This is a genomic window from Klebsiella sp. CN_Kp075, from assembly GCF_040065055.2.
GTDB lineage: Bacteria > Pseudomonadota > Gammaproteobacteria > Enterobacterales > Enterobacteriaceae > Klebsiella > Klebsiella aerogenes.
This window is the reverse complement of the sequence record NZ_CM198050.1, coordinates 2,984,437-3,011,050: the sequence shown is the minus strand read 5'-3', so window position 1 is coordinate 3,011,050 and position 26,614 is coordinate 2,984,437. Positions and strand designations below refer to the sequence as shown.

The 26,614-nt window shown below is 52.3% G+C and carries 23 protein-coding genes and 1 CRISPR repeat array (1 of these 24 cut by a window edge); of the genes, 16 read left to right on the top strand and 7 right to left on the bottom strand.

What is annotated here, in order from left to right; translation table 11 throughout:
- Positions 1 to 51 precede the first annotated feature (51 nt).
- Positions 52 to 408, bottom strand: a complete 357-nt coding sequence (locus ABLV78_RS14410; RefSeq protein WP_161798772.1) for an ASCH domain-containing protein — start codon at positions 406 to 408, stop codon at positions 52 to 54.
- 338 nt (positions 409 to 746) lie between these two features.
- Between ABLV78_RS14410 and ABLV78_RS14405 the strand changes: the two genes are divergently transcribed.
- From ABLV78_RS14405 to relB, 3 genes are all read left to right on the top strand, one after another.
- Positions 747 to 1,295 (top strand): GNAT family N-acetyltransferase, encoded by a 549-nt coding sequence (locus tag ABLV78_RS14405; RefSeq protein WP_032707855.1) that lies wholly within the window; start codon positions 747 to 749, stop codon positions 1,293 to 1,295.
- A 252-nt stretch (positions 1,296 to 1,547) separates the two neighbouring features.
- Positions 1,548 to 2,168 (top strand): histidine phosphatase family protein, encoded by a 621-nt coding sequence (locus ABLV78_RS14400; RefSeq protein WP_071647597.1) that lies wholly within the window; start codon positions 1,548 to 1,550, stop codon positions 2,166 to 2,168.
- A 323-nt stretch (positions 2,169 to 2,491) separates the two neighbouring features.
- Positions 2,492 to 3,076, top strand: coding sequence for a type II toxin-antitoxin system RelB family anti-toxin (gene relB, locus ABLV78_RS14395; RefSeq protein ID WP_015705175.1), 585 nt, complete (start codon positions 2,492 to 2,494; stop codon positions 3,074 to 3,076).
- Between the two features lie 19 nt (positions 3,077 to 3,095).
- On the opposite strand, the gene ABLV78_RS14390 is transcribed toward relB, so the two are convergent.
- A complete protein-coding gene (locus tag ABLV78_RS14390) occupies positions 3,096 to 3,539 on the bottom strand; it encodes an acetyltransferase (protein WP_047046600.1) in 444 nt (147 codons plus the stop codon).
- Positions 3,540 to 3,896: 357 nt separating this feature from the next.
- Positions 3,897 to 5,498 carry an aldehyde dehydrogenase family protein gene (locus ABLV78_RS14385; protein WP_047046597.1) on the bottom strand — a complete coding sequence of 534 codons (1,602 nt, stop codon included), beginning with the start codon at positions 5,496 to 5,498 and terminating at the stop codon, positions 3,897 to 3,899.
- 278 nt (positions 5,499 to 5,776) lie between these two features.
- Here ABLV78_RS14385 and ABLV78_RS14380 point away from each other — a divergent pair, with 278 nt between their 5' ends.
- Positions 5,777 to 6,784 (top strand): AraC family transcriptional regulator, encoded by a 1,008-nt coding sequence (locus ABLV78_RS14380; RefSeq protein ID WP_072251460.1) that lies wholly within the window; start codon positions 5,777 to 5,779, stop codon positions 6,782 to 6,784.
- A gap of 220 nt (positions 6,785 to 7,004) precedes the next feature.
- On the opposite strand, the gene fdhF is transcribed toward ABLV78_RS14380, so the two are convergent.
- Complete coding sequence (gene fdhF / locus ABLV78_RS14375; RefSeq protein WP_047046592.1) at positions 7,005 to 9,155, bottom strand: formate dehydrogenase subunit alpha; 2,151 nt, start codon at positions 9,153 to 9,155, stop codon at positions 7,005 to 7,007.
- Between the two features lie 244 nt (positions 9,156 to 9,399).
- Positions 9,400 to 10,491 (bottom strand): malate/lactate/ureidoglycolate dehydrogenase, encoded by a 1,092-nt coding sequence (locus tag ABLV78_RS14370; RefSeq protein ID WP_015705181.1) that lies wholly within the window; start codon positions 10,489 to 10,491, stop codon positions 9,400 to 9,402.
- Between the two features lie 371 nt (positions 10,492 to 10,862).
- Here ABLV78_RS14370 and ABLV78_RS14365 point away from each other — a divergent pair, with 371 nt between their 5' ends.
- Positions 10,863 to 11,486, top strand: coding sequence for a DUF2272 domain-containing protein (locus tag ABLV78_RS14365; protein ID WP_080957264.1), 624 nt, complete (start codon positions 10,863 to 10,865; stop codon positions 11,484 to 11,486).
- Between the two features lie 54 nt (positions 11,487 to 11,540).
- Here ABLV78_RS14365 and ABLV78_RS14360 read toward each other — a convergent pair whose 3' ends face one another.
- Positions 11,541 to 12,233, bottom strand: a complete 693-nt coding sequence (locus ABLV78_RS14360; protein WP_047046589.1) for a hypothetical protein — start codon at positions 12,231 to 12,233, stop codon at positions 11,541 to 11,543.
- Between the two features lie 2 nt (positions 12,234 to 12,235).
- The gene (locus ABLV78_RS14355; RefSeq protein ID WP_196796339.1) at positions 12,236 to 12,910 is read right to left on the bottom strand and encodes a hypothetical protein; all 675 of its coding nucleotides are present in this window, start codon (positions 12,908 to 12,910) and stop codon (positions 12,236 to 12,238) included.
- A 521-nt stretch (positions 12,911 to 13,431) separates the two neighbouring features.
- On the opposite strand from ABLV78_RS14355, the gene ABLV78_RS14350 reads away from it, so the two are divergent.
- From ABLV78_RS14350 to cas2e, 11 genes are all read left to right on the top strand, one after another.
- A complete protein-coding gene (locus tag ABLV78_RS14350) occupies positions 13,432 to 14,520 on the top strand; it encodes an ABC transporter substrate-binding protein (RefSeq protein ID WP_020079034.1) in 1,089 nt (362 codons plus the stop codon).
- A gap of 124 nt (positions 14,521 to 14,644) precedes the next feature.
- Positions 14,645 to 16,414, top strand: a complete 1,770-nt coding sequence (locus ABLV78_RS14345) for an ABC transporter permease (RefSeq protein WP_047046585.1) — start codon at positions 14,645 to 14,647, stop codon at positions 16,412 to 16,414.
- A complete protein-coding gene (locus ABLV78_RS14340; RefSeq protein WP_047046582.1) occupies positions 16,407 to 17,477 on the top strand; it encodes an ABC transporter ATP-binding protein in 1,071 nt (356 codons plus the stop codon). The genes ABLV78_RS14345 and ABLV78_RS14340 overlap by 8 nt, the downstream gene beginning before the upstream one ends.
- 354 nt (positions 17,478 to 17,831) lie before the next feature.
- Positions 17,832 to 20,447 (top strand): CRISPR-associated helicase/endonuclease Cas3, encoded by a 2,616-nt coding sequence (locus tag ABLV78_RS14335; protein WP_047046579.1) that lies wholly within the window; start codon positions 17,832 to 17,834, stop codon positions 20,445 to 20,447.
- Positions 20,448 to 20,450: 3 nt separating this feature from the next.
- Positions 20,451 to 21,974 (top strand): type I-E CRISPR-associated protein Cse1/CasA, encoded by a 1,524-nt coding sequence (gene casA / locus ABLV78_RS14330; RefSeq protein WP_059355861.1) that lies wholly within the window; start codon positions 20,451 to 20,453, stop codon positions 21,972 to 21,974.
- A gap of 11 nt (positions 21,975 to 21,985) precedes the next feature.
- Positions 21,986 to 22,552 (top strand): type I-E CRISPR-associated protein Cse2/CasB, encoded by a 567-nt coding sequence (gene casB, locus ABLV78_RS14325; RefSeq protein WP_047046572.1) that lies wholly within the window; start codon positions 21,986 to 21,988, stop codon positions 22,550 to 22,552.
- Positions 22,545 to 23,189: a type I-E CRISPR-associated protein Cas6/Cse3/CasE gene (gene cas6e / locus ABLV78_RS14320; RefSeq protein WP_047046569.1), complete on the top strand. Its 645-nt coding sequence runs from the start codon at positions 22,545 to 22,547 to the stop codon at positions 23,187 to 23,189. Before casB ends, cas6e begins: the two co-directional genes overlap by 8 nt.
- A gap of 29 nt (positions 23,190 to 23,218) precedes the next feature.
- Positions 23,219 to 24,253 carry a type I-E CRISPR-associated protein Cas7/Cse4/CasC gene (gene cas7e, locus ABLV78_RS14315; protein ID WP_047046565.1) on the top strand — a complete coding sequence of 345 codons (1,035 nt, stop codon included), beginning with the start codon at positions 23,219 to 23,221 and terminating at the stop codon, positions 24,251 to 24,253.
- 12 nt (positions 24,254 to 24,265) lie between these two features.
- Positions 24,266 to 24,982 carry a type I-E CRISPR-associated protein Cas5/CasD gene (gene cas5e, locus ABLV78_RS14310; RefSeq protein ID WP_047046562.1) on the top strand — a complete coding sequence of 239 codons (717 nt, stop codon included), beginning with the start codon at positions 24,266 to 24,268 and terminating at the stop codon, positions 24,980 to 24,982.
- The gene (cas1e, locus tag ABLV78_RS14305) at positions 24,982 to 25,857 is read left to right on the top strand and encodes a type I-E CRISPR-associated endonuclease Cas1e (protein WP_047046557.1); all 876 of its coding nucleotides are present in this window, start codon (positions 24,982 to 24,984) and stop codon (positions 25,855 to 25,857) included. Before cas5e ends, cas1e begins: the two co-directional genes overlap by 1 nt.
- A gap of 25 nt (positions 25,858 to 25,882) precedes the next feature.
- Positions 25,883 to 26,122, top strand: coding sequence for a type I-E CRISPR-associated endoribonuclease Cas2e (cas2e, locus tag ABLV78_RS14300; RefSeq protein WP_047046555.1), 240 nt, complete (start codon positions 25,883 to 25,885; stop codon positions 26,120 to 26,122).
- Positions 26,123 to 26,169: 47 nt separating this feature from the next.
- Positions 26,170 to 26,614: a CRISPR direct-repeat array (repeat unit 28 nt; unit sequence GTCTTCCCCACGCACGTGGGGGTGTTTC); it runs 1,169 nt beyond the window's last position.

Genomic DNA, 26,614 nt, shown 5'->3' with positions numbered 1-26,614 from the left:
CGGACGTTTATGAAAAGGGTGATAGATAAACATCAGCAATTTTATCTCCGATTACAGCACCTCAACCACTTCGAATTCTTCTGCGATCAACTCCATATCCTCAGAAAAATGACCTTCACGGATGAAAAATCGCTGATGCTCTTTCTTCCAGTATTCAAGACTTAAATCGCCTTCACCCTCTTTGCGAGCGAACTCCTCATTAATATCGCAAAAACGCACCAATTGTAGCGAAACCAGCCGGATCACGCATACCGGGACATTCTGTCCATCAAGAATTATGTTATAGCTGCCAATCCTCGGAGCAGATTCTTCCTGTTGGTAAGAGGCAAAAGATCCACAAGAGGCCGTTTTGATTCCTTTTTTAATAAGGTTAGCAAGCTCGCTTGCCAGTTCTGGACTGTCTCCCATTTGCCAGGCCCCTGCGCCTGGATATTTCATTTCTATTTCCCTAAGCTTAACCATTAATGCATCTGCCTAACCGTTGATGAAAAAAGTAATAATAGTATTAGCGTTAATGGGGTCACCATTAACAGTAATACGTTACCTCAGATAGTGTGGTTTGCTCTTCGCTCAGACTGGAGCTTAAACTCAGTTGGTTCATCCGCGCAGTGCCAAAAACTGCCCCTGACTGCTTGTTAACCGCGCCTCCTATTGTATAGATATTTTCTGTACATCAAGATACATTGAGATAGCTATTTAATGGCTTAAATAGTAATAGACACTAAGTTCAGGAAGGAAAAGTGCTGATGCCAATACCTATTCTCTATACAGAACGCTTACTGTTAAAACCATTATCCTCAGAAGATGCCTCACAAATTCAGATACTTTATCCTCGCTGGGAGATTGTTCGGTACATGGTCTCATCAGTACCGTGGCCCTATCCGGATAATGGCGCCGAGAATTATGTCAATAACGTTGCCTTGCCTGATATAGCAAATGGAATCGCTTGGATCTGGACTATTAGGCATCGTGAAACACCTGACAACATGGTAGGTTTAATCTGTCTTTATGATGTTGAGGATAACAACCGAGGATTTTGGTTATCTCCGGAGCATCAGGGCAAAGGTTTTATGCGTGAGGCCTGTAACGCAGCTACAGATTATTGGTTCAATTCCTTAAATAAGACTATATTGCGTGCGCCGAAAGCGGCTCTCAATAACCGCTCCAAACGTATCTCACAAAGCAGTGGCATGCGGCTCATTAGGACTGAAAAGAAAGCATATGTCAGCGGTCTGCTGGATTCCGAGCTATGGGAAATCACACGTGATGAATGGAATGCTCGTAAAGGTGGCTGATAAGCTGATGGCATGTCCGCTAAGCGCTCCCAGCGGACCTTCAGCTTCGTTAACACGTCCGCTCCGTGCCAAAAGCGGAAGTTAACTACGGATAAAATTCAGCGCCCCACACCCAGAGCCGCTGCATAACGGCAATAAGCTACACTTGTTCATTATTTCCACAACAGGAAAGCCTTCCGCTGCTTCAACGGTGTGTGTTTGACATCGCGCAGTTGGGACATTTTGATCAACAACGAGCATGGCCAGCTAACGATGAAATTGATACTTGTTCGACACGCAGAAACAGAGTGGAATTGGGAAGGAATTATTCAGGGGCACAGCGATAGCTCCTTGACCTGTCGGGGTTTGCGTGAAACATCCCTCCTACTAGCAGCGTTTAGTGCAAGTGAGTATCAAATAGAGCGTGTTTACGCTTCTCCGCTTGGGCGTGCCTGGCAAATGGGGCAAAGCCTGGCTGAACACTTTCATTGTTCACTGACGGCTGAACCGGCCCTTAAAGAGCAGGCCTTTGGTCAGTTTGAAGGTATGCCGTTAGAACTACTCAGACAAAAACATCCAAACTATGCAAATGCATTATTCAGGCTTGATGCAGAGTATTGTCCACCAGGGGGGGAGTCACTGGCGCATGCTTCTCAGCGAGTTATGCGTTTTTTACAAAACCTGGAAGATACCTCATCACATCAACAAACAATATGTATTGTGTCTCACGGGCATGTCAGTCAGGGCACTCTGGCAATTCTTAAAGAAGGGACTGTCGATAGTTTCCCTCGCTATGCTCATCCCAATGCAAGTTATTCTGTTATCGACCTGATTAATGGAAAATGTATTGGCCTAAAGTGGGGGATTGCTACACATTTACGTCACCTGAATTAGTGGCTACCTTCCAGGCATTGAAAACCCATCCTGCCAGAGTCATCATTATTTAAGCACAATGTTCACTCCTCGCTGTGAGTTCAACGGGTCGATGCAACGCTATCCTTAATCAAGGGGGGACGTTGCTATGAAACGAAGAACTCGGATTAACTTACCCGCGTTGTGCCGGATGCGGGCATCGCAAACTCATGCTCTTCTGATGACGTGGGTGCTAAAGATAATTGTCCACCCATTGAAACCTGACTTTTTCACACTGACCCAATCAATGATTCCAGCCTAATTTAGGTAATGGCATAATCAGGCTGGCGAAAGTGAGGGTGAAAATGGATAAAACAGCGAAAAATCAGATAGTAGATAGCGACATTGCACAGTTATTACTAAAGCACAGGAAAGCTCGTAACTGGACGGTAACGGAGCTTGCGCAACGCTCAGGCGTGAGCCAGGCGATGATTAGTAAGATTGAACGAGGCGTCTCCAGCCCCAGCGCGACTATCCTTAGTCGTTTAGCGAACGCCATGAATATTACGCTATCAAAACTTTTCGCCGAGCTTGAGCAACATCAGAACTCGCTGGTTCGTTTCGCTCACCAGCAGCAGCATTGGACAGATGAACAATCAGGCATTATTCGTTGGACATTGTCCCCGGCGGGCGCCAGTCCGGAACTGATAAAAGTTGAAATCCCTGCAATGGGTCAACTGACGATCCCCGCCTCCGCTATTGAGCATCTTTGCGGGCAAACACTTTGGATGCTGAGCGGCAACCTTGATTTTAGGGTCAATCATCAGACTCATCATTTGCAAGCGGGTGATTGTCTTGCTCTTACCTTTGCAGGCGAGTGCCAAATGACTAACCCGGATAGCGAACAGAGCTGTACATACATCGTTGCGTTTAGCCAAAAAAACAGATGATATTTCCCCTGGCAAACGGTTAGACGCCATTCCCTTTACGCAGATGCAGCAGGGGATAAGGTCTTCCCTGACTATCCTGCCCGGAGCGCCCTGAAACCTGGAAGCCCATATGTTGATAAAACCCGACGGCCTGTTGGTTTTGTTCATTGACGTCGACGCTTAAATCAGGATGAAGAGCAAGGGCATGGGATATCAACTGTTTGCCGACGCCAAGCCCGCGAGCAGAGGCATCGACGAACAGCGCCTCCAGATGACCATCATGTAAAAACATAAATCCGAGTGGAAGGTCTTCATCATTTGTCGCTACCCATACAGGGGTTTCTGAAAAAAAACCGACCACCTCTTTTTCGATCTCTTGCCGGTCATGTGTTGTCAGAAAATCGTGCGTAGCATCTACAGAACTTTTCCAAATCTGGATGATGTCTTCCGCTTCAGAAGGTCGTGACATTCTGATTTTTATCATTTTATTTTCCTTAAAGTGGACATGGTTTGGGGTAATTACCTACAAAAACAATCCCATTAATTTACTATGGTGTAATTAAATTCACAATAGTGGTTATGTCGCCATGTCTATCGTTGCTAGACTCACTTTCAGGTGCAGAATGCCACGACCGGCTCTGGCCTGATAGCGCTCGAACTGGCGTACAAGCCGTTCGAGCGTATGGAAAGCCGCGATGAGTTCCGATTTATTGTTGTGGAGCTCACCCTATGCATGTCCTCAAGGTCGTAGTCACTGCCCCGGCTATGAAGCAGACTCGCTACAAGATAGTCGAGTAAAGGGCAATGGATAAGGCCTTTCAGGCCGATGCGTTCTACTGACTCAGAAATCTTTTTTACGGAAGCTATCGCGGATGGCGTCCCCCATCAGACAGGTCAGGTTCATCCAGGTAGGCTCGACTGCGAAATTCGCCATGTTTCCAGCCATATTGTCGAATGCTCGCTTGTTGGTGTACAGCATGTGCCCTGGTGACATAAACTTTGCCTCCATGATCGATTTCTCAACGTTCTCGTAATTGAGTAGGTTGCCAAAGTTGCCGCGACCAGAAACGAACGTCTTGCCTGCCTCATTTCCACCCCAGGTAAGATAGGGGTTGAGAAAAATGAAGGACGGCATGCTGTTGATGGCGACCGCACCATATTCCAGGTCAGACACCGCTTGCTCGAGTAATTTCTGATGGGCCTTTCTGGTGTCCTCATCGATAAGTATCGCACTGGCGAGCGTGCCCAGGAGCTGGGTGTTGGCGAACTTGACGGCGCCGGGGAGGAAGTGCGCGGCATTGGCTGGCAGGTCTAGCGGCACCTCAGCGAGCACCAGGCTGAACGCTTCATGTGAAGTGGCGTAGCCACCGGGCTCAACGTCTGTTAGTAATATGACGTCGGAATGCGGATACTTGCCGCCCTCGGGGCTCAGTACTACCGCATCGGGATAGGCCTGTCGAAAACCATCCACGACCTTGTCGGCGCCGGGGTAGTACATACCCATGGCCGGAGTAGTCTCCGAGATAGCGACCCGCAGCGCGTCGAGGAATTCCTTGCGCTGCGGCCAGTGTTTGCTTGTCACCAGAGTCTGGGGACGACCGCAGTTCGCGCCACCATTGAACTTTGCCATGGTGGCTATCTGCACTGCCTGATGCTCAATTTCCTTCTTTGTCCATGGCCGGTCGCCCGGCACGATGATGCATGGGTTATTGCCGCCGCATTCGGAGATAAGCGGCGTCTCTGTCGCTGACATGATAGCCTCGGCCGTTGCGGTTCCACCTGTAAAGTAGATCCGGGAGAGGCGGGGATCTACTGTCAGGTCTTGTCCCCGATCGGCATCGCAGAAGCTCAGAACGCGCCGATCGATCAGCGGCTGCATGATCTTCGCCCAAATCCTGTCGGTTTCTTCGTTCAGGTGATGCGGTTTGTGTACGACTGTACAGTTCTCGAAGAAGATCGCTTTCAACACCTCGAGCGCTGAGCTGTAGTTGCCTGCACCCAGCACGGCAATAATACCCGCGGGCTTTTCCATCGGATTGATTTGTTTCGGTGCGCCTTTCACACGGATGCGACTCTTTTGATCCGCGTACATCAACTTGTCCTTCCGCTCCTGCGGAAAGACATAAATGTCGTAGAGATCCTCACTCACTTTTTCCACGCTCAGCGGCTGTGGCATCTTGCCGTCGAGAATGGATTCATAAAGGATGATGGCTGCCGAGACGGTACTCGCCATAGGAACGACGGTAGCAACCTTTGACATTGGGTATGAAAAAAGAGGCGCACCGAGGATGCCATTCTTCATCTTGCTGTCGGCGAAGGCGAGGTCATCACCGTACTTCTTCAGGTTTGCACGGATTTCCTCCAGCAGATGCAAACGTTCTGCGGGAGATGTTGTAGTCCATTTTTGGGGATCCAGTTGGTCGATAGCTTCGGTAGCATTCATTGGGATTTCTCTATTGTTCAGATTGGACCGTCAGGACTGGTGGAACGTGCCCTGGCTGGTGTGATGTTTTCATCTCACTATAGGAAGCAAGCCGCGACAACGCTCTGGCAATCCGCGCCAATTTTAATGCGGGAGATGCCAGCACAGGGAGTGAGTCGCGGATGTTACAGGTTGGCGCAACGTGCAGTCATTGTGGCGCGGTTTGACGGGGGTTAAGCGCACGACTGCTCTATACTCTGAGCGTCGGTTGAATGAGCAATAGTGACGGAGTGCTGAAGGTGCAAAACAAAACTTTTCCCATGGATATTGGCTGGCTGGCAATACTGAAGGACTTAGGTGTTCAGCCTGGCCATGTATTACGTCGGGCCGCCCTTCCAGACGATTTACTCTCCCGTACAAGACAGGGGCTTTCTGGCGAAGACTATTTTCGTTTCTGGCGCGCTTTAGAGGCTGAGGCAAGTGATGCCATGTTTCCCTTACGCCTCGTCGAGACTCTCTCGGCTGATTCTTTCAACCCACCGCTGTTCGCTGCCCTGTGCAGCACGAATCTGGTACAGGCTATGCAGCGCCTCGCCAAATACAAGCAACTTGTGGCGCCCATGAGCCTTGAAGTCAATACGGGTGACGCAGGCGAGCTGGTCGTGACGCCTCGCTGGTTGTCGATACAAACCGCGGTACCTCACTCGCTGCAAGTGGCCGAGATTGCGTTTTTCGTGCGACTAGCCAGACTGGCTACCCGTGAGCACATTAAGGCGCATCGCGTTATCCTGCCGGAACTTCCGTCCAGTCGTTATCTCCGGCGTTACGAGAATTTCTTCGGCGTACCTGTGCAAAAGGGAGAGTATCCAGCAATCGCTTTCGCCGCTGTGGATGCTTTGCGTCCATTCCTCACGGTCAACGAAAGCATGTTTCACGCGTTCGAACCCGATCTTCGTCGACGGCTCAGTGAACTTGATTCGACGGCGTCGACGGCGGAACGCGTGCGTGCTGTCTTACTGGAGCTGTTGCCTGGTAACGCGGCTACCATTGAGAAGGCCGCGGAACGACTGGGTTTGAGCAAGCGTACGCTTCAACGTCGGCTTGAGGAGGAGGGGGAAAACTTTCGCGCCCTGGTCAATATGGTGCGGGAGAGCCTTGCCCGACATTATCTGGCAAATACCACGATGTCCGGCGCAGAGATCGCTTTCCTCCTTGGATTCGAAGATCCCAATTCCTTTTATCGCGCATTCCAGGGGTGGACTGGAAAAACACCTGACAGCGTCCGTCATGCCATGCGCTTGAATTGAGGAAAAACACACCATGTCTAAACTTACCGAACAACGGAAAGTCCTGCTTGCTGGCGCCACAGGGCTGGTGGGCGGCTATATACTTCAGTCCCTGCTGGCAGGTCCCTGAGCGGTACATAAGATTTTCACAAAGTCGTCCTGCCAAAGAAGGCCTATTTTGATGTCAATCCAGACAGCGTCAGATTCCAGGGAGAAGCTAAGCCTCCCCCTGAATTCACCCTCAGGCGTTAGCCGCCGCCTTTAACCGCGCCTTCATCAGACTATAGGTCGTCCAGGCGTACCGTTCCGCCCAGTCCTGGTCGGCAATGGCCTCGACCTTCACCGCGCAGTACTTGGTTTCCGGCGTTTTCGAGATAGGATCCAGATTATCCTGGGTCAGCTCATTACAGGCGCCGACCCACCACTGGTAGGTCATGTACACCGCGCCGGGGTTGATACGCTCGCTGAGATCGGCGCGAGTCATCACTTTGCCGCGCCGCGAACTCACCCAAACCAGCTGACGATCGGCAATACCTGCCCGCTCGGCATCGGCAGGGTGCATCTGTATCCTGCCCGGTTCGTCCGCCAGCGACTGCAGCGCGGCGCAGTTGCCGGTCATTGAACGGCAGGAGTAATGTCCGACTTCGCGCACCGTGCAGAGCACCAGCGGGAAATCATCGTCCGGCGTTTCCGCCGGCGCGCGCCACGGCGCGGCGAACAGTTGCCCTTTGCCCGATGGGGTATCAAAGTGATTATCCTGATACAACCACGGCGTACCGGGGTGATCGAGCGTCGGGCACGGCCACTGCACGTGGCCCATATCGCCCATTTTCTCCCAGGTTACGCCGTAGAACAGCGGGCAGAGTTCACGCATCTCATCCCAGATTTGCTGGTTACTGGCGTAATGCATCGGATAGCCCATCTCGCTGGCCAGCAGGCTGATAATTTCCCAATCGCGTTTCACGTTACCTGTGGGAGAAATAGCCTGCTCGAAACGCTGGAAGCCGCGGTCGGCGCAGGTAAAGACGCCGCCGTGCTCGCCCCAGGACGTTGCCGGCAGCAGTACGTCAGCCACTTCCGCCGTTTTGGTCATAAAGATATCCTGCACCACCACGAAATCCAGCGCCTCCATCCCTTTGCGTACCAGACCCAGGTCAGCCTCGGTTTGCAGCGGATCCTCGCCCATGATGTAGTAGGCTTTGATTTCTCCCGCCAGCGCTTTATGCGGGACTTCGGTGATACGAGTGCCGATTTGCGTATCCATCATCGCCGGATCGATGCCCCAGGCATTGGCGAATTTGGCGCGCACCGCGGCGTCGGTGACATCCTGATAGCCCGGGAACTGGTTGGGTAATACGCCCATGTCGCAGGCGCCCTGAACGTTATTTTGTCCGCGAACCGGGCCGACGCCGACGTTAGGCCTTCCGAGGTTGCCGGTCAGCAGCGCGAGGCTGGCGAGACCACGAACGACATCAACCGCCTGGCCGAACTGGGTTACGCCCATTCCCCACATAATGGTGGCGGAAGGGGCGGCGGCGAAGGTACGCATCGCCCGCCGGATAGCCAGCGCCGGGACGCCGACCAGTGCTTCCACGGCTTCGGGAGAGTAGTCTTTCACCGCTTCGCGGTAGGCCTCCAGCCCTTCGGTATAACGCTCAACGTAATCGTGGTTGTAGAGATCTTCCTCCAGCAGGACGTGGGCGAAGGCGTTGACCAGCGCCATATTGCTGCCGTTGTTGAGTTGCAGATGCTGGTCGGCGATGCGGGCGGTTTCAATGCGCCGCGGATCGCAGACGATGATTTTCGCGCCGTTATCGCGGGCTTTGAGCACCCGTCGCGCCACGATAGGGTGAGAATCGGCGCAGTTGTAGCCAAAGACCAGCAGGCATTTTGAGTTCTCGATATCGCTTATTGAGTTACTCATCGCGCCATTGCCGAGTGAAGCCTGCAGTCCGGCGACCGACGGCCCGTGGCAAACGCGGGCGCAACAGTCGACGTTATTGGTATTGAGTACCGCTCGGGCGAATTTCTGCATCACATAGTTGGTTTCGTTACCGGTGCCGCGGGACGATCCGGTGGTCATGATGGCTCGCGGCCCGTACTTGGCTTTGATCTCGCTGAGCTTAGCGGCGGTGTAGCGAATCGCTTCTTCCCAGCTGACCGGGGTGAACGGGCCGCCTTTCTGATAACGAATCATCGGTTGCTTGAGGCGAGGCGTGAGAAGCTGCGTGTCATTGAGGAAATCCCAGCCGTAGTAGCCTTTCAGGCATAGCTGGTTTTGATTGGTGACGCCGTCGGCGGCTTCGGCGCGAATGATTTTATCATTTTCGACAACCAATTTGAGTTTACAACCCGCCCCGCAATAGGGGCACACGCTGGTAATTTTATTCATCAGTAACAGACCTGTTAACAGTGAAGATAGGGCGATAGCGCGCCGGGCCCGGCAGGCTACCGTCAGCAAACGCGCGACGTCGATCGTCGTGCGATGCAGTTCGATTGCATAATGCGTGCCAAAGTGAAAATAGCGCTGATGACGCGGGATGAAGGTGATGAAGACGTGGGAAAATCACTGACGTCGTCACAAGTGACGATGACGCGGGACGCCGTGGCTGACGATCGCCCCGCGGGGACTGAGGTTAAGCGTTAACTTCCATATTTTGCTGCAGTTGGTTCAGCGTCTCTTGCGACATGCCGGCCTGCCGCGCGGCGGCGCAGATCGCCTGCCAGCTACTGGCATCGAGCGGAATACCGTTTGCCAACCGCTGCTGACGATTGGCCGCTTCCCACTCTCCAGGCGCCAGAATAGGCGTATCGGCATCATGCGGCGACTGTTTACACCAGTCGATAAAGGCCTCGGTTTCGCGCTGCATCTGCGGCGCATCGAAGGCTTCAGGGCTGAGAATAATGGTAGTCATGCAGTTGAAGATGGCGTCGACGCAGCCCTGCAGGCTGTCCTGATGGGTCGTTTGCCCGCCTGAGACCGCACCGCCGAGTACTTCGCAGAGCGTCGCCAGGGCATAGCCTTTATGTTGAGCAAAAGTGAGCAGGGCGCCAAGCGGCGAGGTCTGCATCACCGCCGGATCGGTGGTCGGTTCGCCGCGAGAGTCAATCAATGAGCCGGCAGGCACCGCTTCGCCTTTATGCCATGCGACGCGGGTTTTGCCAAAAGCGATGGCGCTGGTGGCGTAATCGAGCAGCAGCGGCGGATGGCCTTCACGCGGGAAGACCACGCAGAGTGGGTTAGTGCCGAAGCGACTATCTTTGCCGCGAAATGGCGCCACCATCGGGTCGCCGACGACGCTAACGAAATGAATGGATATTAACCCCTGCGCCGCGCATTGTTCCGCCCAGTAACCGATGCGCCCGATATGGTGAGCATTGCGCAGCGCCACGGCGGCGAGGCCGTGCTGTTTGGCTTTTTCAATCCCCAACTGCATGGCTTCATGGGCAACGACCTGGCCAAAACCGGCGTTGCCGTCGAGGGTGACGACGGCGCCGGCGTCTTTCATCACGCTGGCATGGCGGTTAAGTTGCAAAAAACCTTCGCTATGGGATTTTACGTAGCTCGGGATCATGCCGACGCCGTGGGAATCGTGTCCGGCAAGGTTGGCGGCGATCAGGTGGTCTGCGACCAGCGCGGCTTCGGTTGGCGTACTGCCCAGTTGTGTGAACAGGGTAGTGACGAAGTGGTGTAGCTCCGTGGGGCGAAATCGATGTCCTGTAGGCACGGATAGTCTCCTCGATGTATGTTGTTGTTTTGTTGCGTTTGCCGTTCCATGCTGCGCCGCAAGGCGCAGAAGATCAAGGAGCTAGCAGTAGAATTTAGGTTTAGACATAATAAATCGGTATGCTTGTTCGTGTAAAAAATAACCGATATATCATATGGATACGATCTTCTTAGCAAAGTGTTATTTAGAGAAGATAGTAAATAGCGATACCGCCTTTATTTCTTGAGGCTTTATATCTAGAGTTATATTTGTGACGCATTAAATGCGCACCAGGCATTCGCCTGCATACCAATAAATATGCCAGAGTATTTTCTTAATAGCATGGAAAACTAACATTAATGATATTCTACTTTATCATATAGAGGTTTATTATGCCGATTTCTGCACAGCAATTATCTAAGGTTGTTATTAATGAGTGGGATAGATGGGGAACCTACCCAGGAACGCCGAATTTAAAATCCCAACATTTGGAGTCACAGGCTAAGTTCTCGCCTATTGTTCATCAATACTGGCAATCTATAGGTGCTGATTTGGACGGTACGAGCCCTTATGCATGGTCGGCTGCTTTTATTTGTTTTTGTATAAAACAGATAGGCTATACTGGCCATGATTTTCCACTAAAATCGTATCATTCCGAATATTGCGCCTATATCTATGCGGGGAAATATCCAAAATTTTCATTGTTAGATCCAGAACTTACCCCGGTGCAAGTAGGCGATATCATTTGTAAAAGACGGCCTGATGCAAATGGCAATTATCATGAGCCATTAACCTACTATAGTGCAATTTCTTTTTATAATAACATTCTTGTTGACGATAGTAATAATTTTGATTCTCACAGTGATATTGTTATTGAGGTTAACAATGGTACGATTTTAGCTGTAGGGGGAAACGTTAGCGATGCAGTTGCTTCATCAACCTATGATCTGACAAGTAATGGCGGACTGAACATGAATGATGCTCCTTTTTTAGCTATTATTAGAATAAACTCATAATAGAGCTAAGGTAAATGACAGGAGAGCATCAATGATGTTCTCCTGGTTTATATCCTAGTTCAGTTTGGTTTCGCATTTTTTCATTTCATTCAATAGCTCGTCGGTTTCCGCTTGAGACATGTTAGAGCCACTATTTTTATTATTTTTTGTAATGACAGGGGGTGGCATTTTATATGGGTTGTTAATAATGGCGATTAAACCAGAAATATCGGGGGTGCCGAGTACCATCGAATATTGCAACTGTCTTAACTTCTCTCTGACATTAGTTAATGAGTCCAGTGCTGCGTTACGAATGGCATGGTTATCAGGAAACCTACGGTCTTTGAAAGGAAATGTTGCCATATATAGACACTGCATCGCCTGAGAAGCCAAATCGTAATTATGCGATTGCACTTCAAGGCGGTATCGCTTGCTGTATAGGGTACCTGCCGCACCCACTGACGCGCCGGCAATCACCGTCTCAGGGGATTTAGTGGCTAGTCCGACAGCACTGGCCAGTAATCCGTAAAAGGTTATTTCATCTGCTGTTTGCGACTCCAACTTTTTGGTATCGGCAACGTGCTCCCATTTTATGGCGAAGGCTTTATATGCACCAACTACCTTTTTAAAAGAATCCAGACCATCGGCATAATTATGACATGTACGAGCGTTCTGAATACACTCTTTATCGGCATCAATAATCGGAACCGGGAGTGGTGAGCTGCAGGAGATAAGCATTGATAACCCGGACAACAACCAGTATTTCATAGTTAATGATGCTTGGTGGGGAGTAACGGGAATCCCGGAGTGGCTTTACCGGGCCAAATTTCATACCTGACGGCAATTTCATCAATTCCTCCATGTAGCGGATTTCCGCCTACCCCGAGCGCCTCTGCTGCAGCGATGCTTAATTCACCAATACCATTGCCGCTACTATCTGCAACCACACAATTTATAGATTTATCTTTCCATGTTACTCTCGCCTGGCATCCAATCACTGTGCCTTTTGTTTGCGCGATCACTATCATTGGTACGGCAATGTAGAGAACTGTCGCTGCATCGATATAAGCTTTGGGGTCATCTAATGAAATATGTTGATAATGTAATGATGTTTTAGATGCAATAATTCCTTGCGGAAATATTTTTGGTTGACCATTGCCGTCTAAGATGGCATTAACTCCACTTGTAGGGTTTATTTTGTGGAATACACCATTGGAATCTATTTTTAAATTAAGGTTAACTAAACGATCGCTGCCTATTTCCTTAAACTGGTCATTTATTTGGTAAGCGGCGGGAAAACCGTTTTGCCCATTGGCGCCATCCGCATCAATACTGGCATCCGCCGTATAATAGACATACTCTCCTTCCTCAGTATTTTCAAGGTGTATATCAACCGGAATTTTGTGCTCTTTATGGACGACATAAAGTGTACCGATAATAGGCATGAGATTTGCTCCAGCTTAAATAGAGATAGATGACTTGTTAAAAGTAAACGGAATTGCACGCGCTTAAAATATTCAACATCAACAGACTGATAGCCGCAAATTGCTATCATGTTATTTATAAAAACGGTCAACGAAAAATACGGCAGATAAAAATGTTATTGTCGATTAAAATGAGTCTGGCACAAAAGCAAGAAAATACAATGCTGGCCGGTAAAAATAATTTCGCATAGTAACTTTATGTATTTATAAGAAATTACCATGATGACTGTATATGCTCGTTACTGAGACCCGCAGTTAGTGGTCGACTATAGGCGCTGGATAAACAGGCTTCAATACGCAGCATTAATCTGTGACCTCGCTCGCTGTTTTCACTACTCGCTGAATAAACTCCATAAACACCACTTTTTAAACTACACCACTGTCACAAAAGCTATAAAAAACCCGGCCCATGCGTTGCAGAGGTTCTTACAGCACTATATGTTAAATTTGTGTTTAATTATTGATGCTTAAGGGTTGATTTTATGTATAAGAAAATCGGTGGTTTAGTGGTTTCACTGACGACAGTCTTCTCGTACTCCGCGCTGGCGGAGGTGCCGCAGGGCTACCCGGCAGATTATCAAAAGGTCGTTGATGCCGGGGTGAAAGAGGGCAAAGTCGTGGTTTATTCCACAACGGACACCAAAGCGGCAGGGCCGTTAATTAAAGGCTTTGAAGCGCAATATCCTGGGATTAAAGTTGAATATAACGATATGAACAGCACCGAGCTGTACAACCGTTATATTAGTGAACAAGCCGCCGGCGGCGGGAGCGGCGACGTAGTGTGGAGCTCTTCCATGGACACGGCGCTGAAATTAGCCACCGATTATGCGCAAGAGTATGCCTCGCCGGAAGTCGGCAAGCTGCCGAAATGGGCGGTCTGGCAGCAAAAAGCCTACGGTACAACCTATGAGCCGGTGGTCTTTATCTATAACAAACGGCTGATCCCGCAAAATGAAGTGCCGGATTCACATACCGCATTGGCCAAACTTATCGCCGGGCAGGCTGATAAATTTAAAGGCAAAGTCACCACCTACGATATCGAGAAGTCGGGGCTTGGTTTTATGCTGGCGGTGCAGGATAGCAAGGCTGACGGCAATTACTTTGCAGACCTGGCGAATATCGCCAAAGGCGGCCTGACGGTGCAATCCTCTACCGGCACCATGATGGAGCGCGTCTCCTCCGGTGAAAACCTGATCGGTTATAACATCCTCGGCTCCTATGCCGAAGCGCGCGCTAAAACCGACCCGTCATTAGGTATTGCCTATCCGAAAGACTACGTGCTGGTGCTGTCCCGCGTCTCATTTATCACCGCGGAAGCAGGGCATCCTAACGCGGCGAAACTGTGGTTCGACTACGTACTGTCGGAAAAAGGGCAAACGATTCTCGCCTCTCAGGGTGATATTCCATCAATTCGCAACGATATTGAAGGTAAAAATGATATCGACGGAATGACGAAATTACTGGGCAATGCCCTGAAGCCGATTCCGGTGGATGAAAGCCTGTTGCAATATCTGCAACCTAAACAGCGTCTGGAATTTATTAAGCAATGGCGTGCCGCCGCTGCGAAATAAAGTTATGGCTTTTGAAAATTCCCCCGGAATGCAGTCGGGGGAATGACCTTATCAGTGTTCAGTAAATAAGTACTCATATCTCTTCTTGATAATTTATCTCTGCACTTTGCCAGGGGAATTAAAGATGAACATTTTACGCAGAAAGTGGCAGGGACTACCGCGTGGCATGGTGGTATTGATTGCGGCGCTGGTGATTTACGTTCCGCTATTATTTATCGTGGCGCAAAGCTTTCTTTCCGCGCCATTTTTTGCCCGCTCAAAAGAGTGGAGCCTCGAAGCCTTCGGTTTTATTTTTACCGATCCGGATTTTTATCTGGCCTTACGCTCCGGATTTATTCTCGCCTTTGGTCTGGTCATTATCGCGATTCCGCTGGGCGGCATTCTGGCCTTTTTAATGGTTCGCACCGATTTACCCGGGCGACGTTTTATTGAGCCGCTGATCCTGGTGCCGATTTTCGTCTCGCCGATGGTGCTGGGCTTTGGTTACGTGGTGGCCGCCGGGCCGGTCGGTTTCCTGTCGCAGTGGGCGCAGGAGTGGCTTGGTTTTGTGCCGTGGAATATCTATTCGATGTTCAGCATCGTGGTAATCGCCGGTTTAACGCACGTCCCGCACGCCTATCTTTATATCTCCTCGGCGCTACGTAGCGTCGGTTCGGACGTGGAAGAGGCGGCGCGTACCGTCGGCGCCACGCCGCTGCAGGTGATGACCTCGGTGAGCTTGCCGATGGTACGGCCGTCCATTCTCTACGCCTGCGTGCTGCTGTTCTTCCTCGGCCTGGAGGTCTTTGGCCTGATGCTGGTGCTCGGCGATCCGGAGGGCAACATGGTGCTGGCGACCTATCTCTATAAGTTGACCAATAAACTGGGAACGCCTTCTTACCATCTGATGGCGGCGGTCGCGGTGGTGTTAATCTGCATTACCATTCCGCTGGTGATGTTGCAGCGCCGGTTGATGCGTACCGCCAACCGCTTCGTGACCATGAAAGGTAAAGCGTCGCAGTCGCGCGCCTTGCCGCTGGGGAAATGGCGTTGGGTCGCGGGCGCGGTCGTGGTGGCGTGGTTGACCGTGACCATCGGCGTCCCGCTGCTGGGCGTGGCGCTACGGGCCTTTATTTCCAATTGGGGCGTTGGCGTTTCGCTATGGGATGAGCTGTCGCTGGCGACTTTCCGCAACATCTGGCAGCAGCCGAACCTGCTGCGGGCGATCGTCAACTCGATGGCGATCGGGATTATCGGCGGCGCGCTGGCGGTGGTCTGCTATCTGTTTGTCGGTATCGCCATGCACCGTAAGCCGGATAACGTGACGCGTTTTCTCGACTACAGCGTGCTGGTACCGCGTGCGGTGCCGGGCCTGTTGGCCGGTCTGGCGTTTCTGTGGGTGTTTCTGTTTGTGCCGATGTGGCTCGATCAGTCGCTGAAAAACGGCTGGCTCTCGGCGCTGCCGGTCGCCGACTGGCTGCGCGAACACCTTATCGTGCAACTGCGCGCGCTGCGCAACACCATTTTCAGCGTCTGGTTGGCCTATACGGTGGTGTGGATGGCCTACGGACTGCGCCTTATCTCGTCAACGCTGCTGCAGGTGGCGCCGGAGCTGGAGGAGGCCGCGCGCAGCACCGGCGCCTCTCGCGGGCAAATCACCCGCCACGTCACTGTTCCTCTGGCGCGCTACGGGCTTATCGGCTCCTGGCTGCTGATGTTCCTGATCTTTGAACGCGAGTATTCAACCGGCGTTTATTTGTTGTCGCCAGGCACTGAAACGATCGGTTCGATGCTGGTCTCTCTGTGGGCGGCGGGCGCCATTGATATCGTCGCGGCGCTATCGTTTATCAATATTCTGCTGGTGGTAGTCGGTCTGGGTATCGCCCTGCGCTTTGGAGTGAAATTACATGATTGAGTTATCGGTAGACAATTTACATCTGACCTATGGCGACAACCCGGTGCTGAAAGGGGTGTCGATGGAGCTCAAACGCGGAGAGGTGGTGTCGCTGCTCGGCCCTTCAGGCAGCGGGAAAACCACGCTGCTGCGTGCGGTTGCTGGTCTGGAGAAACCGACCGCCGGGCGGATCACCATTGGCAATAGCGTGGTTTATGACGGCAGCCCGCGTAGCGAGATCCCGGCGGAAGAGCGTAATCTCGGGCTGGTGTTCCAGTCCTACGCCCTGTGGCCGCATAAAACGGTATTCGACAACGTGGCCTATCCGCTGAAACTGCGTAAGGTGGCCAGCGGCGAGATTAAACAGCGGGTGCAGAGCGTACTCGAGCAGCTAGGTCTGGGACATCTGGGCAACCGGCACCCGCACCAGCTTTCCGGCGGCCAGCAGCAGCGCGTGGCAATTGGGCGGGCGCTGGTCTATAACCCGCCGGTTATTCTGCTGGATGAGCCGCTATCCAACCTCGACGCCAAGCTGCGTGAAGAGGCGCGGGTATTTCTGCGCGAGCTCATTATTAAGCTGGGCCTGTCGGCGCTGATGGTCACCCACGATCAGAATGAAGCGATGGCGATTTCCGATCGCATTTTGCTGCTTAACAACGGCGTGATTGAACAGCAGGGGACGCCGCAGGAGATGTACGGTAACCCAGCTACTCTGTTCGCCGCCGAGTTTATGGGCAGCAATAACCGCCTGCACGGTAAGGTGACGGCGCTGGAGAACGGACGCGCGCGGGTTGAAGGCGCCAGCTGGGCGCTATGGGGCCGCGCGGGCGAGGGGATAAGCGTTGGCCAGCCGGCGACGGCGGTGATCCGCGTCGAACGCCTGCGACTTGACTGCTCGCCGCAGGATAACAGCCTGGAACTTCCGCTGCTGACCAGCATGTACCTCGGCGATCGGTGGGAATATCTGTTCCGCACCGAGGGCGATGACTTTGCGATTCGCGCCTACGGCACGGCCCTGCGTGACGCCGAACATTGTCACCTGACGCTGCCCGCGGACGATGTGTGGATCTTCCCGCAGCGATAAACTTTGCTTAGGGCGCTATGGCGGTAGGGAAACCGCCATGGCTTTCGTATTCATCTTTTTGTGAAATGACTTCATATTAATGAGGGTTAATTCATCAATCTGAAATAATAAAAACATATGAATTAATTGTTTCGTATGATTACGGTGCATGTGTTGTTGTGCTGAAATATATTTTGTAAAAATGTGGGTTAAGCAATTATTAACAACAATTTAATGCGGCCTAATAAATATGCCTTGCAAATTATTTTAATTAAAATGGTTTTTTGATGTGCATAAATTAGTGGTGGATTTCTATTGGGAATGATGTGATTTTAATTGCCGAGATTATAATGCATTCGTCATGGAAGATTCCCTGTGAGACGTTTAACCCGAATTCATTTGCATTCCGAAAATGCCGTCACGGCGATCGGTTTTGAAAAGTGTCCCGCGAAAACAAGAAGGCTTAGTAACGGAAGTGTAGCGATAGGGCGCTCGGTGCTGGAACACTGTCAAATAGTGGGAGAGATCGCCCGAGTTTTAATTTCCCGATTCCCCGAGGCAATGCGCGGCCATTTATTCCCCGCAGGGAGCGAAATGGCTGCCGCTTGTCATGATATTGGGAAGGTCAGCCCAACGTTTGTCGCAAAGATATTTTCAGCCTGCGGCATTAGTTATCGGCAGTACCCCGCGCTGGCTGGGGTAAGCCCTGAACTTGAAAGCCAGTGGGGTGGGCACGCAGGCGTCAGCCAGGCGAGCGCAGAAGCGTTCGGAGTGCCGCGATATGTCGCCGAAATACTCGGACAACATCATGGTTTTAATCCGCGAGTTGATGGCCGGCGCGGCAATGCCGATATATTTGGCGGCCCTTTGTGGTTCGATGAGCGCCAAAAATTAGTGGCTCAGCTAAGACAAAATCTGCAAACCGATTGGCCAACGTTTGATTCGGCAGCCCAGGCCAGGGTGGTTGCTGGTTTAACCTCCGTCGCTGACTGGATAGGTTCTTGCGAATATTTTGACAATCCGGAAGAAGATTGGCGGCCGAATATATCAACAGCTTTAACGCAGGCGGGTTTTATTAAGCCAATTATTCGCCAGAATCTCTCTTTTGCTGAAGTGTTTGACCCTGTAAAACGGATTATGCAGCCGCGTACGCCCCAGTCGCTTTTTATTGAACAGGTTGCCGAGCCCGGCGTTTATATTCTTGAAGCACAAATGGGGATGGGTAAGACCGAGGCCGCGCTATATGCGGCTTATCAATTGTTGGCGCAGAACAAAGCCAGCGGAATTTATTTCGCGCTCCCCACGCAGTTAACCTCAAATAAAATCTACGATCGCTTCAATGCTTTTCTGGCGCAGATTATTGATACGAATACGCCTGAACGCGCTTTATTGCTGCATTCTGGCGCCTGGTTACTGGATACCGAATTGGGCGGAGAGGGCTGTCCCGGCGGGTCATGGTTTAATCACCGTAAACGCGGTTTATTAGCGCCGTTTGCCGTCGGCACCATCGATCAGGCGCTGATGGCGGTGATGAATGTGAAGCATGGTTTTGTCAGAGCCTATGGGCTTGCAGGCAAGGTAGTGATCCTTGACGAAGTTCATACTTACGATCTGTATACCGGCACGATTCTCAATGCGTTGGTCGAATTTCTCCGTCAAATCGACTGTACGGTGATTATTCTCAGCGCCACGCTGAGCCGGCAACGCCGTGACGCCTTGCTGCAGCAAACGACAAACAGTGAGGCATATCCGCTGATCACCGCCGCGCCCACCTGCGCTGCGGAATCGACGCTGGCCGAGATTGCCGTTCCTGTTTCAGAGCATACTACCTTCGCTCTCCATTGCTGCGGTAAAGATGAAATCGCGTTGGAAGAGGCGCTACGACGCGCAGAACTTGGGCAGCAGGTGTTGTGGATTGAAAATACCGTTGCTGAAGCGCAGCAACGTTATCTTGATATGGCTAGCCGGGCGGTTGACGCTGGCTGTGAAATAGGACTATTGCATTCGCGCTTTACACCTCAGCACCGTAACCGGCATGAGCAGCGCTGGGTCGCACTTTACGGCCAGGCTGGTTGGGCACAACGCCAGCGGTGCGGGCGTATTTTAGTCGGGACCCAGGTCCTGGAACAATCTCTTGATATTGACGCTGATTTCCTCGTGAGCCGTTTTGCGCCCACCGATATGTTGTTGCAACGTCTTGGCCGACTGTGGCGACATGCGGAAACTCCCCGCCATGCCAGCGCGACTGCGGAATGCTGGCTATTGTCCCCAGCCCTTGACTGCGCATTAGCCAACCCTGGTTCTGCATTCGGCATGAGCGCGATGGTCTACTCACCCTATGTGTTATGCCGTAGCCTGGATGTCTGGAAAGCGCTCCGCGTTATCTCGTTGCCTGGGGATATTCGCCCCCTAATAGATCGGACCTATAGCGCGCGTTCTGAAGAGGGGCCATGGGCCACGCTATTGCATGAACTGAAGAATGGCAGCCGCTATCGCTCAGGTGAACAGGCGCTGCAGTCGCTGGCGAAGCTAACGTTATCGACCGGCGGGAAAACGCTGCCGGAGCATAAGGCTGAGACCCGCTATAGCGACCGTGACACCACTGACCTGTTGCTGCTACGTGGCCTGCGTTCACATGACGGCGCTACGTATTTCCGCCTGCTTGATGATTCTGAATTAACCCTCCCGCATGGCCGACATCGTTTAAATCGGGCCCAGTGGCGGCAGTTGGCGGTAGCGCTTAATCAGCAACTGGTACGAGTGAACCCGACTTATTGCCCGCCCCAAATCGCCAGCAATGAGCTGGAAAAATTACATCTGCAGGAGGTGTTCTATCTTGGCCGTCCCGAAGATGACGAGGCGCTTTTGCGCGTTGCCATTGTCAGCCCAGCGGGCGAACTAAAGACGCTGGATGGCCGGCCAGCAGGCGATAAATACACCCTCGAATACAGTGAATATCTTGGCTTCCGGGCCATTTCCAAAAAGGAATAAACCATGGAAAACCGCTTCAATTTGATTGATGAACCCTGGATTGCGGTCGTGGACGTGGGGTTGGTCAGTTTAACCGATATTTTTAGTCAGCCGGAATTGCGCGCTTTAGGGGGTAATCCGGTACAAAAAATAGCGCTCACCAAATTGCTCTTAGCTATCGCTCAGGCCGCCGCGACGCCTGCGGATGATAACGCCTGGCAACAGATGGGCTGGCAGGGAATGGCCAATTGTTGCCTGCAGTATCTTGCTAAATGGCACGACCGTTTTTATCTATATGGCGAAAAGCCATTCTTACAGATGCCGGCTATTCAAGCAGCTGAACGTAAGCCATTGGGCGTATTATCACCGGAGGTAAGTACCGGCAATACCACGGTTTTGAACGAAAGCCAGCAACAGCAGCAACTAACCGATGCGGACAAAGCGCTAACAATTGTTACACAGATGGGATTTGGCCTCGGGGGCAAAAAAACTGATAACTCTGTGGTGTTAACGCCAGGCTATCGGGGGAAGCAAAACGAAAAGGGTAAACCGAGTAGTGGTAAAGCCGGTATTTCAGTCGGGCACATGGGGTTGTTGCATTCGTACTGGCTGGGGAATTCCATCGTACAGAGCATTTGGCTCAACCTATTCACTGCCGAAGATATTGCGCAGTTGGAGATGTATCCCACGCTAGGGATTGCTCCATGGGAGCAAATGCCGGCAGGAGAAGATGATGACATTGCGCGCTCGTTAAAAACATCGCTGCTGGGACGCCTGATCCCGATGGGTAAATTTTGTCTGTTAGCCGATGACGGTATTCACTATAGTGATGGAATAAGCCATGCCGGCTATCTTGAAGGCAAAACCGACCCCACGGTGTCCGTCGATTTTTCCGCAAAGAAACCGAGGGTGTTATGGGTTAATCCGGGTAAACGCCCCTGGCGCGAACTGACCTCGTTACTCCAGTTTATCGCCCAGGGTGATAGCCGGGGATTTGAAACCCGCCAGCTTAGCCTTCCTCTGCAGCGGATAACCCGTAGTACAGAGCAGTTTGCGGTATGGTCGGGCGGATTAAGGGTGAGTAGTAATGCGGGTGAGCAATACGCTTCAGGTACGGATGATTATGTTCAGTCAGAAATATGGTTGTCATCCGATCTCATCAATAGTTCCTTTCTTGAATATTTAAAATATGAAATGACGCAGCTTGAAGCTGTGCAAAAACAGCTTTGGGGGGCGGTTGTGCGTTATTTCCGCCAGCTATCAGATATTGATAAATCAGCGACCGGGAAGGCTCAGCCCTTTGTGGCAAGGCAGGCTGAAAAAGCCACGGCGCTATTCTGGCATCTTTGCGAACGTCATGCTCAGGCGCTTATTGATACTTGTCTTAGCTCCGTGGGAGATCGTTCCACGCGTCTTCCGCTACGAAAAATGTTTGTCGGCTATGCCGAACAGGTTTTTGACCAACTCTGCCCCGCCGACAGTGCCCGTCAAATAGATGCCTGGGCTCAGTCCCGGCCTAATTTTTGCCAATATCTTACCGTTGATTAAGGAGGATCATAATGGATCAGTTTCCCGCAGATGTTACCGCCGAAAGCGCGGGTAGCGAATCGCCCGCCAAACGATTTGTCGGTTACGTGATTGAGCGTATCGGGAAGGACAATGGCTTTGCCGCCCGCCTGAAACGGGCGGACAACCCGGCGACCGAATATCAGAGTTGGGAAATTCTGACGGGGTTTGGCATTGACCTGGAAAAAGAGTGGCAACGCCTGCCGTACTGCATCATTGGCGCCGCTCTGGCCAAGGCGAAACCCGCCTGTAACGGTACAACCGCTCTGGGGGCCGCTATTGCGGGGTGTTATCCCGAGGGCAACCAGTCTGAACAGGCCAAAGCCCGGCTGCGGCGATTGTTGGCCTGTTCCTCGACGAGCGAAGCGTGCCGTATTTTGCGCCCGCTGCTGGCATTAATGGCAGGCCGCAATGTGACGCCGGATTTCGCCCGGTTACTCAACGAACTGCAGTGGTTCTCCGGCAATAACCGCGAACGGATCCGCGCCAGCTGGGCGCAACAATTTTATCGTCGTGCCGAGGAGGTCAGCAGAAATGAGGCGGGGAATCCACATGACTGAACTTTTTGCCAGTGCCTTACATCTCGACCGCGCCGCGGTGAAAGCGCTGAAAATCAGCGATGCCTATTCCTTACACCGTGTGGTGTACAGCCTGTTTGCTGACGTGCGTACAGACCGGCAGAAGTGCAGTCATATCTCGAGCGGCATCGCCTACGCCGACCGCGGCGGCGATTTTCACGGTCGCAAAGTATTGATTGTCTCTGATAGACCCCCGGCTGCAAAGGTTGATGGGCGGTACGGCGAGGTCATCAGCAAATCGATTCCTGCTGCTTTTCTCTCACATTCGCGTTATCGCTTTGAGGTACAGGTGAATCCGGTGCGAAAAGATAAACAAACGGGTAAGCGCATGGCGATTAAAGGCCGGACGGATATCGCGCAGTGGTTTATTCAGCGCGCCGGCCGCTGGGGCTTTGACGTTGATCTTCCGAGCCTGCAGGTAGAGGCGATGGAAGTGCTGCAGTTTAAAGATAAAGCCGGCCGCCAGGTGACGCTTGGCAAGGCGACGGTACAGGGGCTGCTTACCGTAACCGACCGGCCGCAGTTTCAGCATAGCTTTCATCACGGCATTGGCAAAGGGCGCGCCTTTGGCTGCGGCCTGCTGCAGATTGTGCCCGTTGTTGATGCGCTTTTTTCCTGATGATTAATAAATTGATTAAGGATAATCCAATGACTACCCCGTTCAAAAACACTCGAATCGAGTTTCATATTTTGCAGTCTTTCCCGGTGACCTGCCTTAACCGCGATGATGTGGGGGCCCCCAAGTCCGCCATTGTTGGCGGAGTTTCGCGAGCCAGAGTGTCATCGCAGTGCTGGAAGCGCCAGGTTCGTCTGGCGCTGCCTGATTTTGGTATTCGTCTCGGAGTGCGTAGTAAAAAAATTGCCTCAATACTGGCCAACGCCTGTACCGCACTAGGAGCGAGCGATGAGCAGGCCAACCGCTGCGGTGAGGCGATGGCTGCTTTTTTCTCCGATGATACCTTGTTGTTTCTCAGCGAGTCTGAGGCCGCCGCTTTCGCCGCTTACGCGCAGGAAAAGGACTTTGAGGCCGCGAACCTGAAAGACAAAGAACTGGTAAAGGTCGCCAAAAAAACGGTTAACAAAACGCTGGACGCCCTGGATATTGCGCTATTCGGCCGCATGGTGGCCAAAGCGGCGGATATGAACGTTGAGGCGGCGGCCTCGTTCGCGCATGCGATTTCAACGCATAAAGTGAGTAACGAGGTCGAGTTTTTTACCGCCGTGGATGATTGTAAAACGGAGGAAGAAAGCGGTTCGGCACATATGGGCAGCCTGGAGTTTAATTCGGCGACCTATTATCGCTATGTGAGTCTGGATCTGGGGCAGCTGAAACAGACGTTGGGTGAGGATGCTGACATCAAAACCGCCGTCGCCGCGTTTGTTAAGGCGCTGTATGTCGCCGTTCCCGCTGCCCGACAAACAACGCAGTCCGGGGCCTGCCCGTGGGATTATGCCCGCGTGTTGTTGCGTAAAGGCCAGGGTCTGCAGGCTTCTTTCGAACAGCCCGTTAAGAGCCAGGGCGAAGGCTTCTTATCCCCCAGTAAAGCGGCGCTGAAAGAGTGGCTGAATAAAAAAGAAAAACTCTCAGGTTCCCTGTTTGGCAAACAAGGCGATTACGAGTGGGGCGAGGATCTCGACTACAGCATTGACCGCCTGATTGCTGACTTACAGTCACATCTGTAATGGACGGTGGAGATGAGCCAATCTATGCGATATATGCTGCTGTGGCTTGAAGGGCCGCTGCAGTCCTGGGGATTCGATTCAAAATTCGGCGTACGCGATACGCTGAATTTCCCGACCCGCTCGGGCATTCTGGGGCTGATTTGCTGTGCGCGAGGCGCCGCGGGGCCAGAAGTCGAGTGGCTGGCGGAGATGAATAACCTGGCGATGGAAGTTCGCGCCTATGCCCGTACCGACAAGCAGGGCCAGCCGCAAGTCCGTGAGCCGACGCTGTGCGACTTCCATATGGTCGGCAGCGGTTATGACGACAGCGATCCCTGGCAAAGTCTGCTGATTCCCAAGACATCAGATGGAAAGAAAGCGGTGGGTGGCGGAACTAAAATGACCTACCGCCACTACCTCCAGGATGCGGTTTTTGCCGTGGTGATGGCGCTTGGCCGCCAGCAGGCCGAGTCGTTGCCGGAGGCTTTACAAAACCCCGTCTGGGATTTGTATCTGGGGCGTAAAAGCTGCGTGCCCAGCGAGCTGATCTACCAGGGGATATATGACAGCGCCGGGGAGGCCTGGCAGCAGGCGCAGAAGTTAGCCGACAGCAAGCAGCGCACGCTAAGCTATACGGTTATTGAAGGGGAAGGAGAGGGTGACATCATCACGCTAAACGATGTCCCGGTGCAGTTCGGTCGACATAAGCGTTATCGGGATCGTCAGGTGACCGTGCTGGAGTGCCGCTAATGGCCCAGGGAGAGAGGCTGTTTGTTAAGGTCACCCGCGAACTACTGCCACAGGTGAAGGACAAATATCCTTTTTTATACCTTGAGCGCGGGCGGCTGGAGATTGATGACAGCAGTGTTAAATGGGTTGATGCCGATTGCAACGTAGTACCTCTGCCGGTGGCGACCATCAACGCGCTGCTGCTTGGCCCAGGAACCACGGTGACACATGAGGCGATCAAAACCGCGACCGCCGCTAACTGTGCGGTGTGCTGGGTGGGCGAGGATAGCCTGCTGTTTTATGCCGCCGGTTTTTTGCCCACTGCGGATACCCGCAATCTCAAAGCACAGATGGCGCTGGCCTGCAATGAGTCGTCTGCGCTCAAGGTTGCCGCGGCGATGTTTGCTAAACGCTTTCCGGATGCTGAGCTCGAGGGCAAAAGTTTAAATAGCATGATGGGCATGGAGGGGAGCCGGGTTCGCGCGCTGTATCAGCAGAAAGCGCAAGAGTATGGCGTCGGTTGGAAAGGACGTCAGTTTACCCCCGGAAAGTTTGAACTGAGCGACCTGACAAATCAGGTGCTGACCTCCACCAACGCGGCACTGTACGGCATTTTATGCTCAGTGGTGCATGCGATGGGGTACTCGCCGCATATCGGTTTTATCCATTCAGGTAGTCCTTTACCGTTTGTCTATGATCTGGCTGACCTTTACAAAGAGCGGCTCTGTATCGATCTGGCGTTTTCGCTGTCGAGGGAGATGGCGGGGCGATACGATAAACATAAAGTTTCTGAGGCATTCAGAAAACGAGTGATAGCCCTGGATTTGCTCAACCTGATTGCGGCCGATATTAATGAGCTAATGGGAGGAAAACGTGCTCGTCGTACTGGCAAATGATTTGCCGCCAGCGGTTCGAGGGCGAATGAAACTGTGGTTTGTCGAACCCCGGCCGAACGTTTTCGTCTCAGGCGTCAAAGATTCGGTTGCGCAAACCGTCGTTGATTACCTGATGCAGTACACGCCCGCGGAATCAGGCCTGATGCTGTTTCGCAGTATTCCTCAACCGCCTGGCTATGAAATTCGCTACAAGGGCGAGGTCAGGAAGCCGATTATTGAGGTCAGTGGGTTACAGCTTATTATTGAGACCCTAAAACTGTCGTAATACATGGATATAGTGTTTTAATTGTCGCTCTTTCACAATATATTGGTGTCTTCCCCACGCACGTGGGGGTGTTTCTTGAGGTAATGGCGCAGTCTTCACAGCAAACACGTCTTCCCCACGCACGTGGGGGGGGTTCTTATCCTGCTGCCAGCCTAAGCGCCCGTAGTTTGTCTTCCCCACGCACGTGGGGGTGTTTCTAGTTTGCTCTGGCAGCATCGATTAAAAATTTTGTCTTCCCCACGCACGTGGGGGTGTTTCCTTATCAACCTCTATCGCTGAGGGGTCAGGCGCGTCTTCCCCACGCACGTGGGGGTGTTTCTATTGTCCCAACCAGCGCCCTCTTTCGGGTACAGTCTTCCCCACGCACGTGGGGGTGTTTCCGTAGCCAGGCTTGCTCGTACACCTCAAGACGAGTCTTCCCCACGCACGTGGGGGTGTTTCTTGTAGAAATTAAGACCTGCTATATCCTGTAGCGTCTTCCCCACGCACGTG

Excerpts from the sequence above, each read along its gene's own strand:
- ABLV78_RS14410 (WP_161798772.1), bottom strand. The coding sequence starts at position 408 with ATGGGAGACAGTCCAGAACTGGCAAGCGAGCTTGCTAACCTTATTAAA.
- ABLV78_RS14405 (WP_032707855.1), top strand. The coding sequence starts at position 747 with ATGCCAATACCTATTCTCTATACAGAACGCTTACTGTTAAAACCATTA.
- ABLV78_RS14400 (WP_071647597.1), top strand. The coding sequence starts at position 1,548 with ATGAAATTGATACTTGTTCGACACGCAGAAACAGAGTGGAATTGGGAA.
- relB (WP_015705175.1), top strand. The coding sequence starts at position 2,492 with ATGGATAAAACAGCGAAAAATCAGATAGTAGATAGCGACATTGCACAG.
- ABLV78_RS14390 (WP_047046600.1), bottom strand. The coding sequence starts at position 3,539 with ATGATAAAAATCAGAATGTCACGACCTTCTGAAGCGGAAGACATCATC.
- ABLV78_RS14385 (WP_047046597.1), bottom strand. The coding sequence starts at position 5,498 with ATGAATGCTACCGAAGCTATCGACCAACTGGATCCCCAAAAATGGACT.
- fdhF (WP_047046592.1), bottom strand. The coding sequence starts at position 9,155 with ATGAATAAAATTACCAGCGTGTGCCCCTATTGCGGGGCGGGTTGTAAA.
- ABLV78_RS14365 (WP_080957264.1), top strand. The coding sequence starts at position 10,863 with ATGCCGATTTCTGCACAGCAATTATCTAAGGTTGTTATTAATGAGTGG.
- ABLV78_RS14360 (WP_047046589.1), bottom strand. The coding sequence starts at position 12,233 with ATGAAATACTGGTTGTTGTCCGGGTTATCAATGCTTATCTCCTGCAGC.
- ABLV78_RS14355 (WP_196796339.1), bottom strand. The coding sequence starts at position 12,910 with ATGCCTATTATCGGTACACTTTATGTCGTCCATAAAGAGCACAAAATT.
- ABLV78_RS14350 (WP_020079034.1), top strand. The coding sequence starts at position 13,432 with ATGTATAAGAAAATCGGTGGTTTAGTGGTTTCACTGACGACAGTCTTC.
- ABLV78_RS14345 (WP_047046585.1), top strand. The coding sequence starts at position 14,645 with ATGAACATTTTACGCAGAAAGTGGCAGGGACTACCGCGTGGCATGGTG.
- ABLV78_RS14340 (WP_047046582.1), top strand. The coding sequence starts at position 16,407 with ATGATTGAGTTATCGGTAGACAATTTACATCTGACCTATGGCGACAAC.
- casA (WP_059355861.1), top strand. The coding sequence starts at position 20,451 with ATGGAAAACCGCTTCAATTTGATTGATGAACCCTGGATTGCGGTCGTG.
- casB (WP_047046572.1), top strand. The coding sequence starts at position 21,986 with ATGGATCAGTTTCCCGCAGATGTTACCGCCGAAAGCGCGGGTAGCGAA.
- cas6e (WP_047046569.1), top strand. The coding sequence starts at position 22,545 with ATGACTGAACTTTTTGCCAGTGCCTTACATCTCGACCGCGCCGCGGTG.
- cas7e (WP_047046565.1), top strand. The coding sequence starts at position 23,219 with ATGACTACCCCGTTCAAAAACACTCGAATCGAGTTTCATATTTTGCAG.
- cas5e (WP_047046562.1), top strand. The coding sequence starts at position 24,266 with ATGAGCCAATCTATGCGATATATGCTGCTGTGGCTTGAAGGGCCGCTG.
- cas1e (WP_047046557.1), top strand. The coding sequence starts at position 24,982 with ATGGCCCAGGGAGAGAGGCTGTTTGTTAAGGTCACCCGCGAACTACTG.
- cas2e (WP_047046555.1), top strand. The coding sequence starts at position 25,883 with ATGAAACTGTGGTTTGTCGAACCCCGGCCGAACGTTTTCGTCTCAGGC.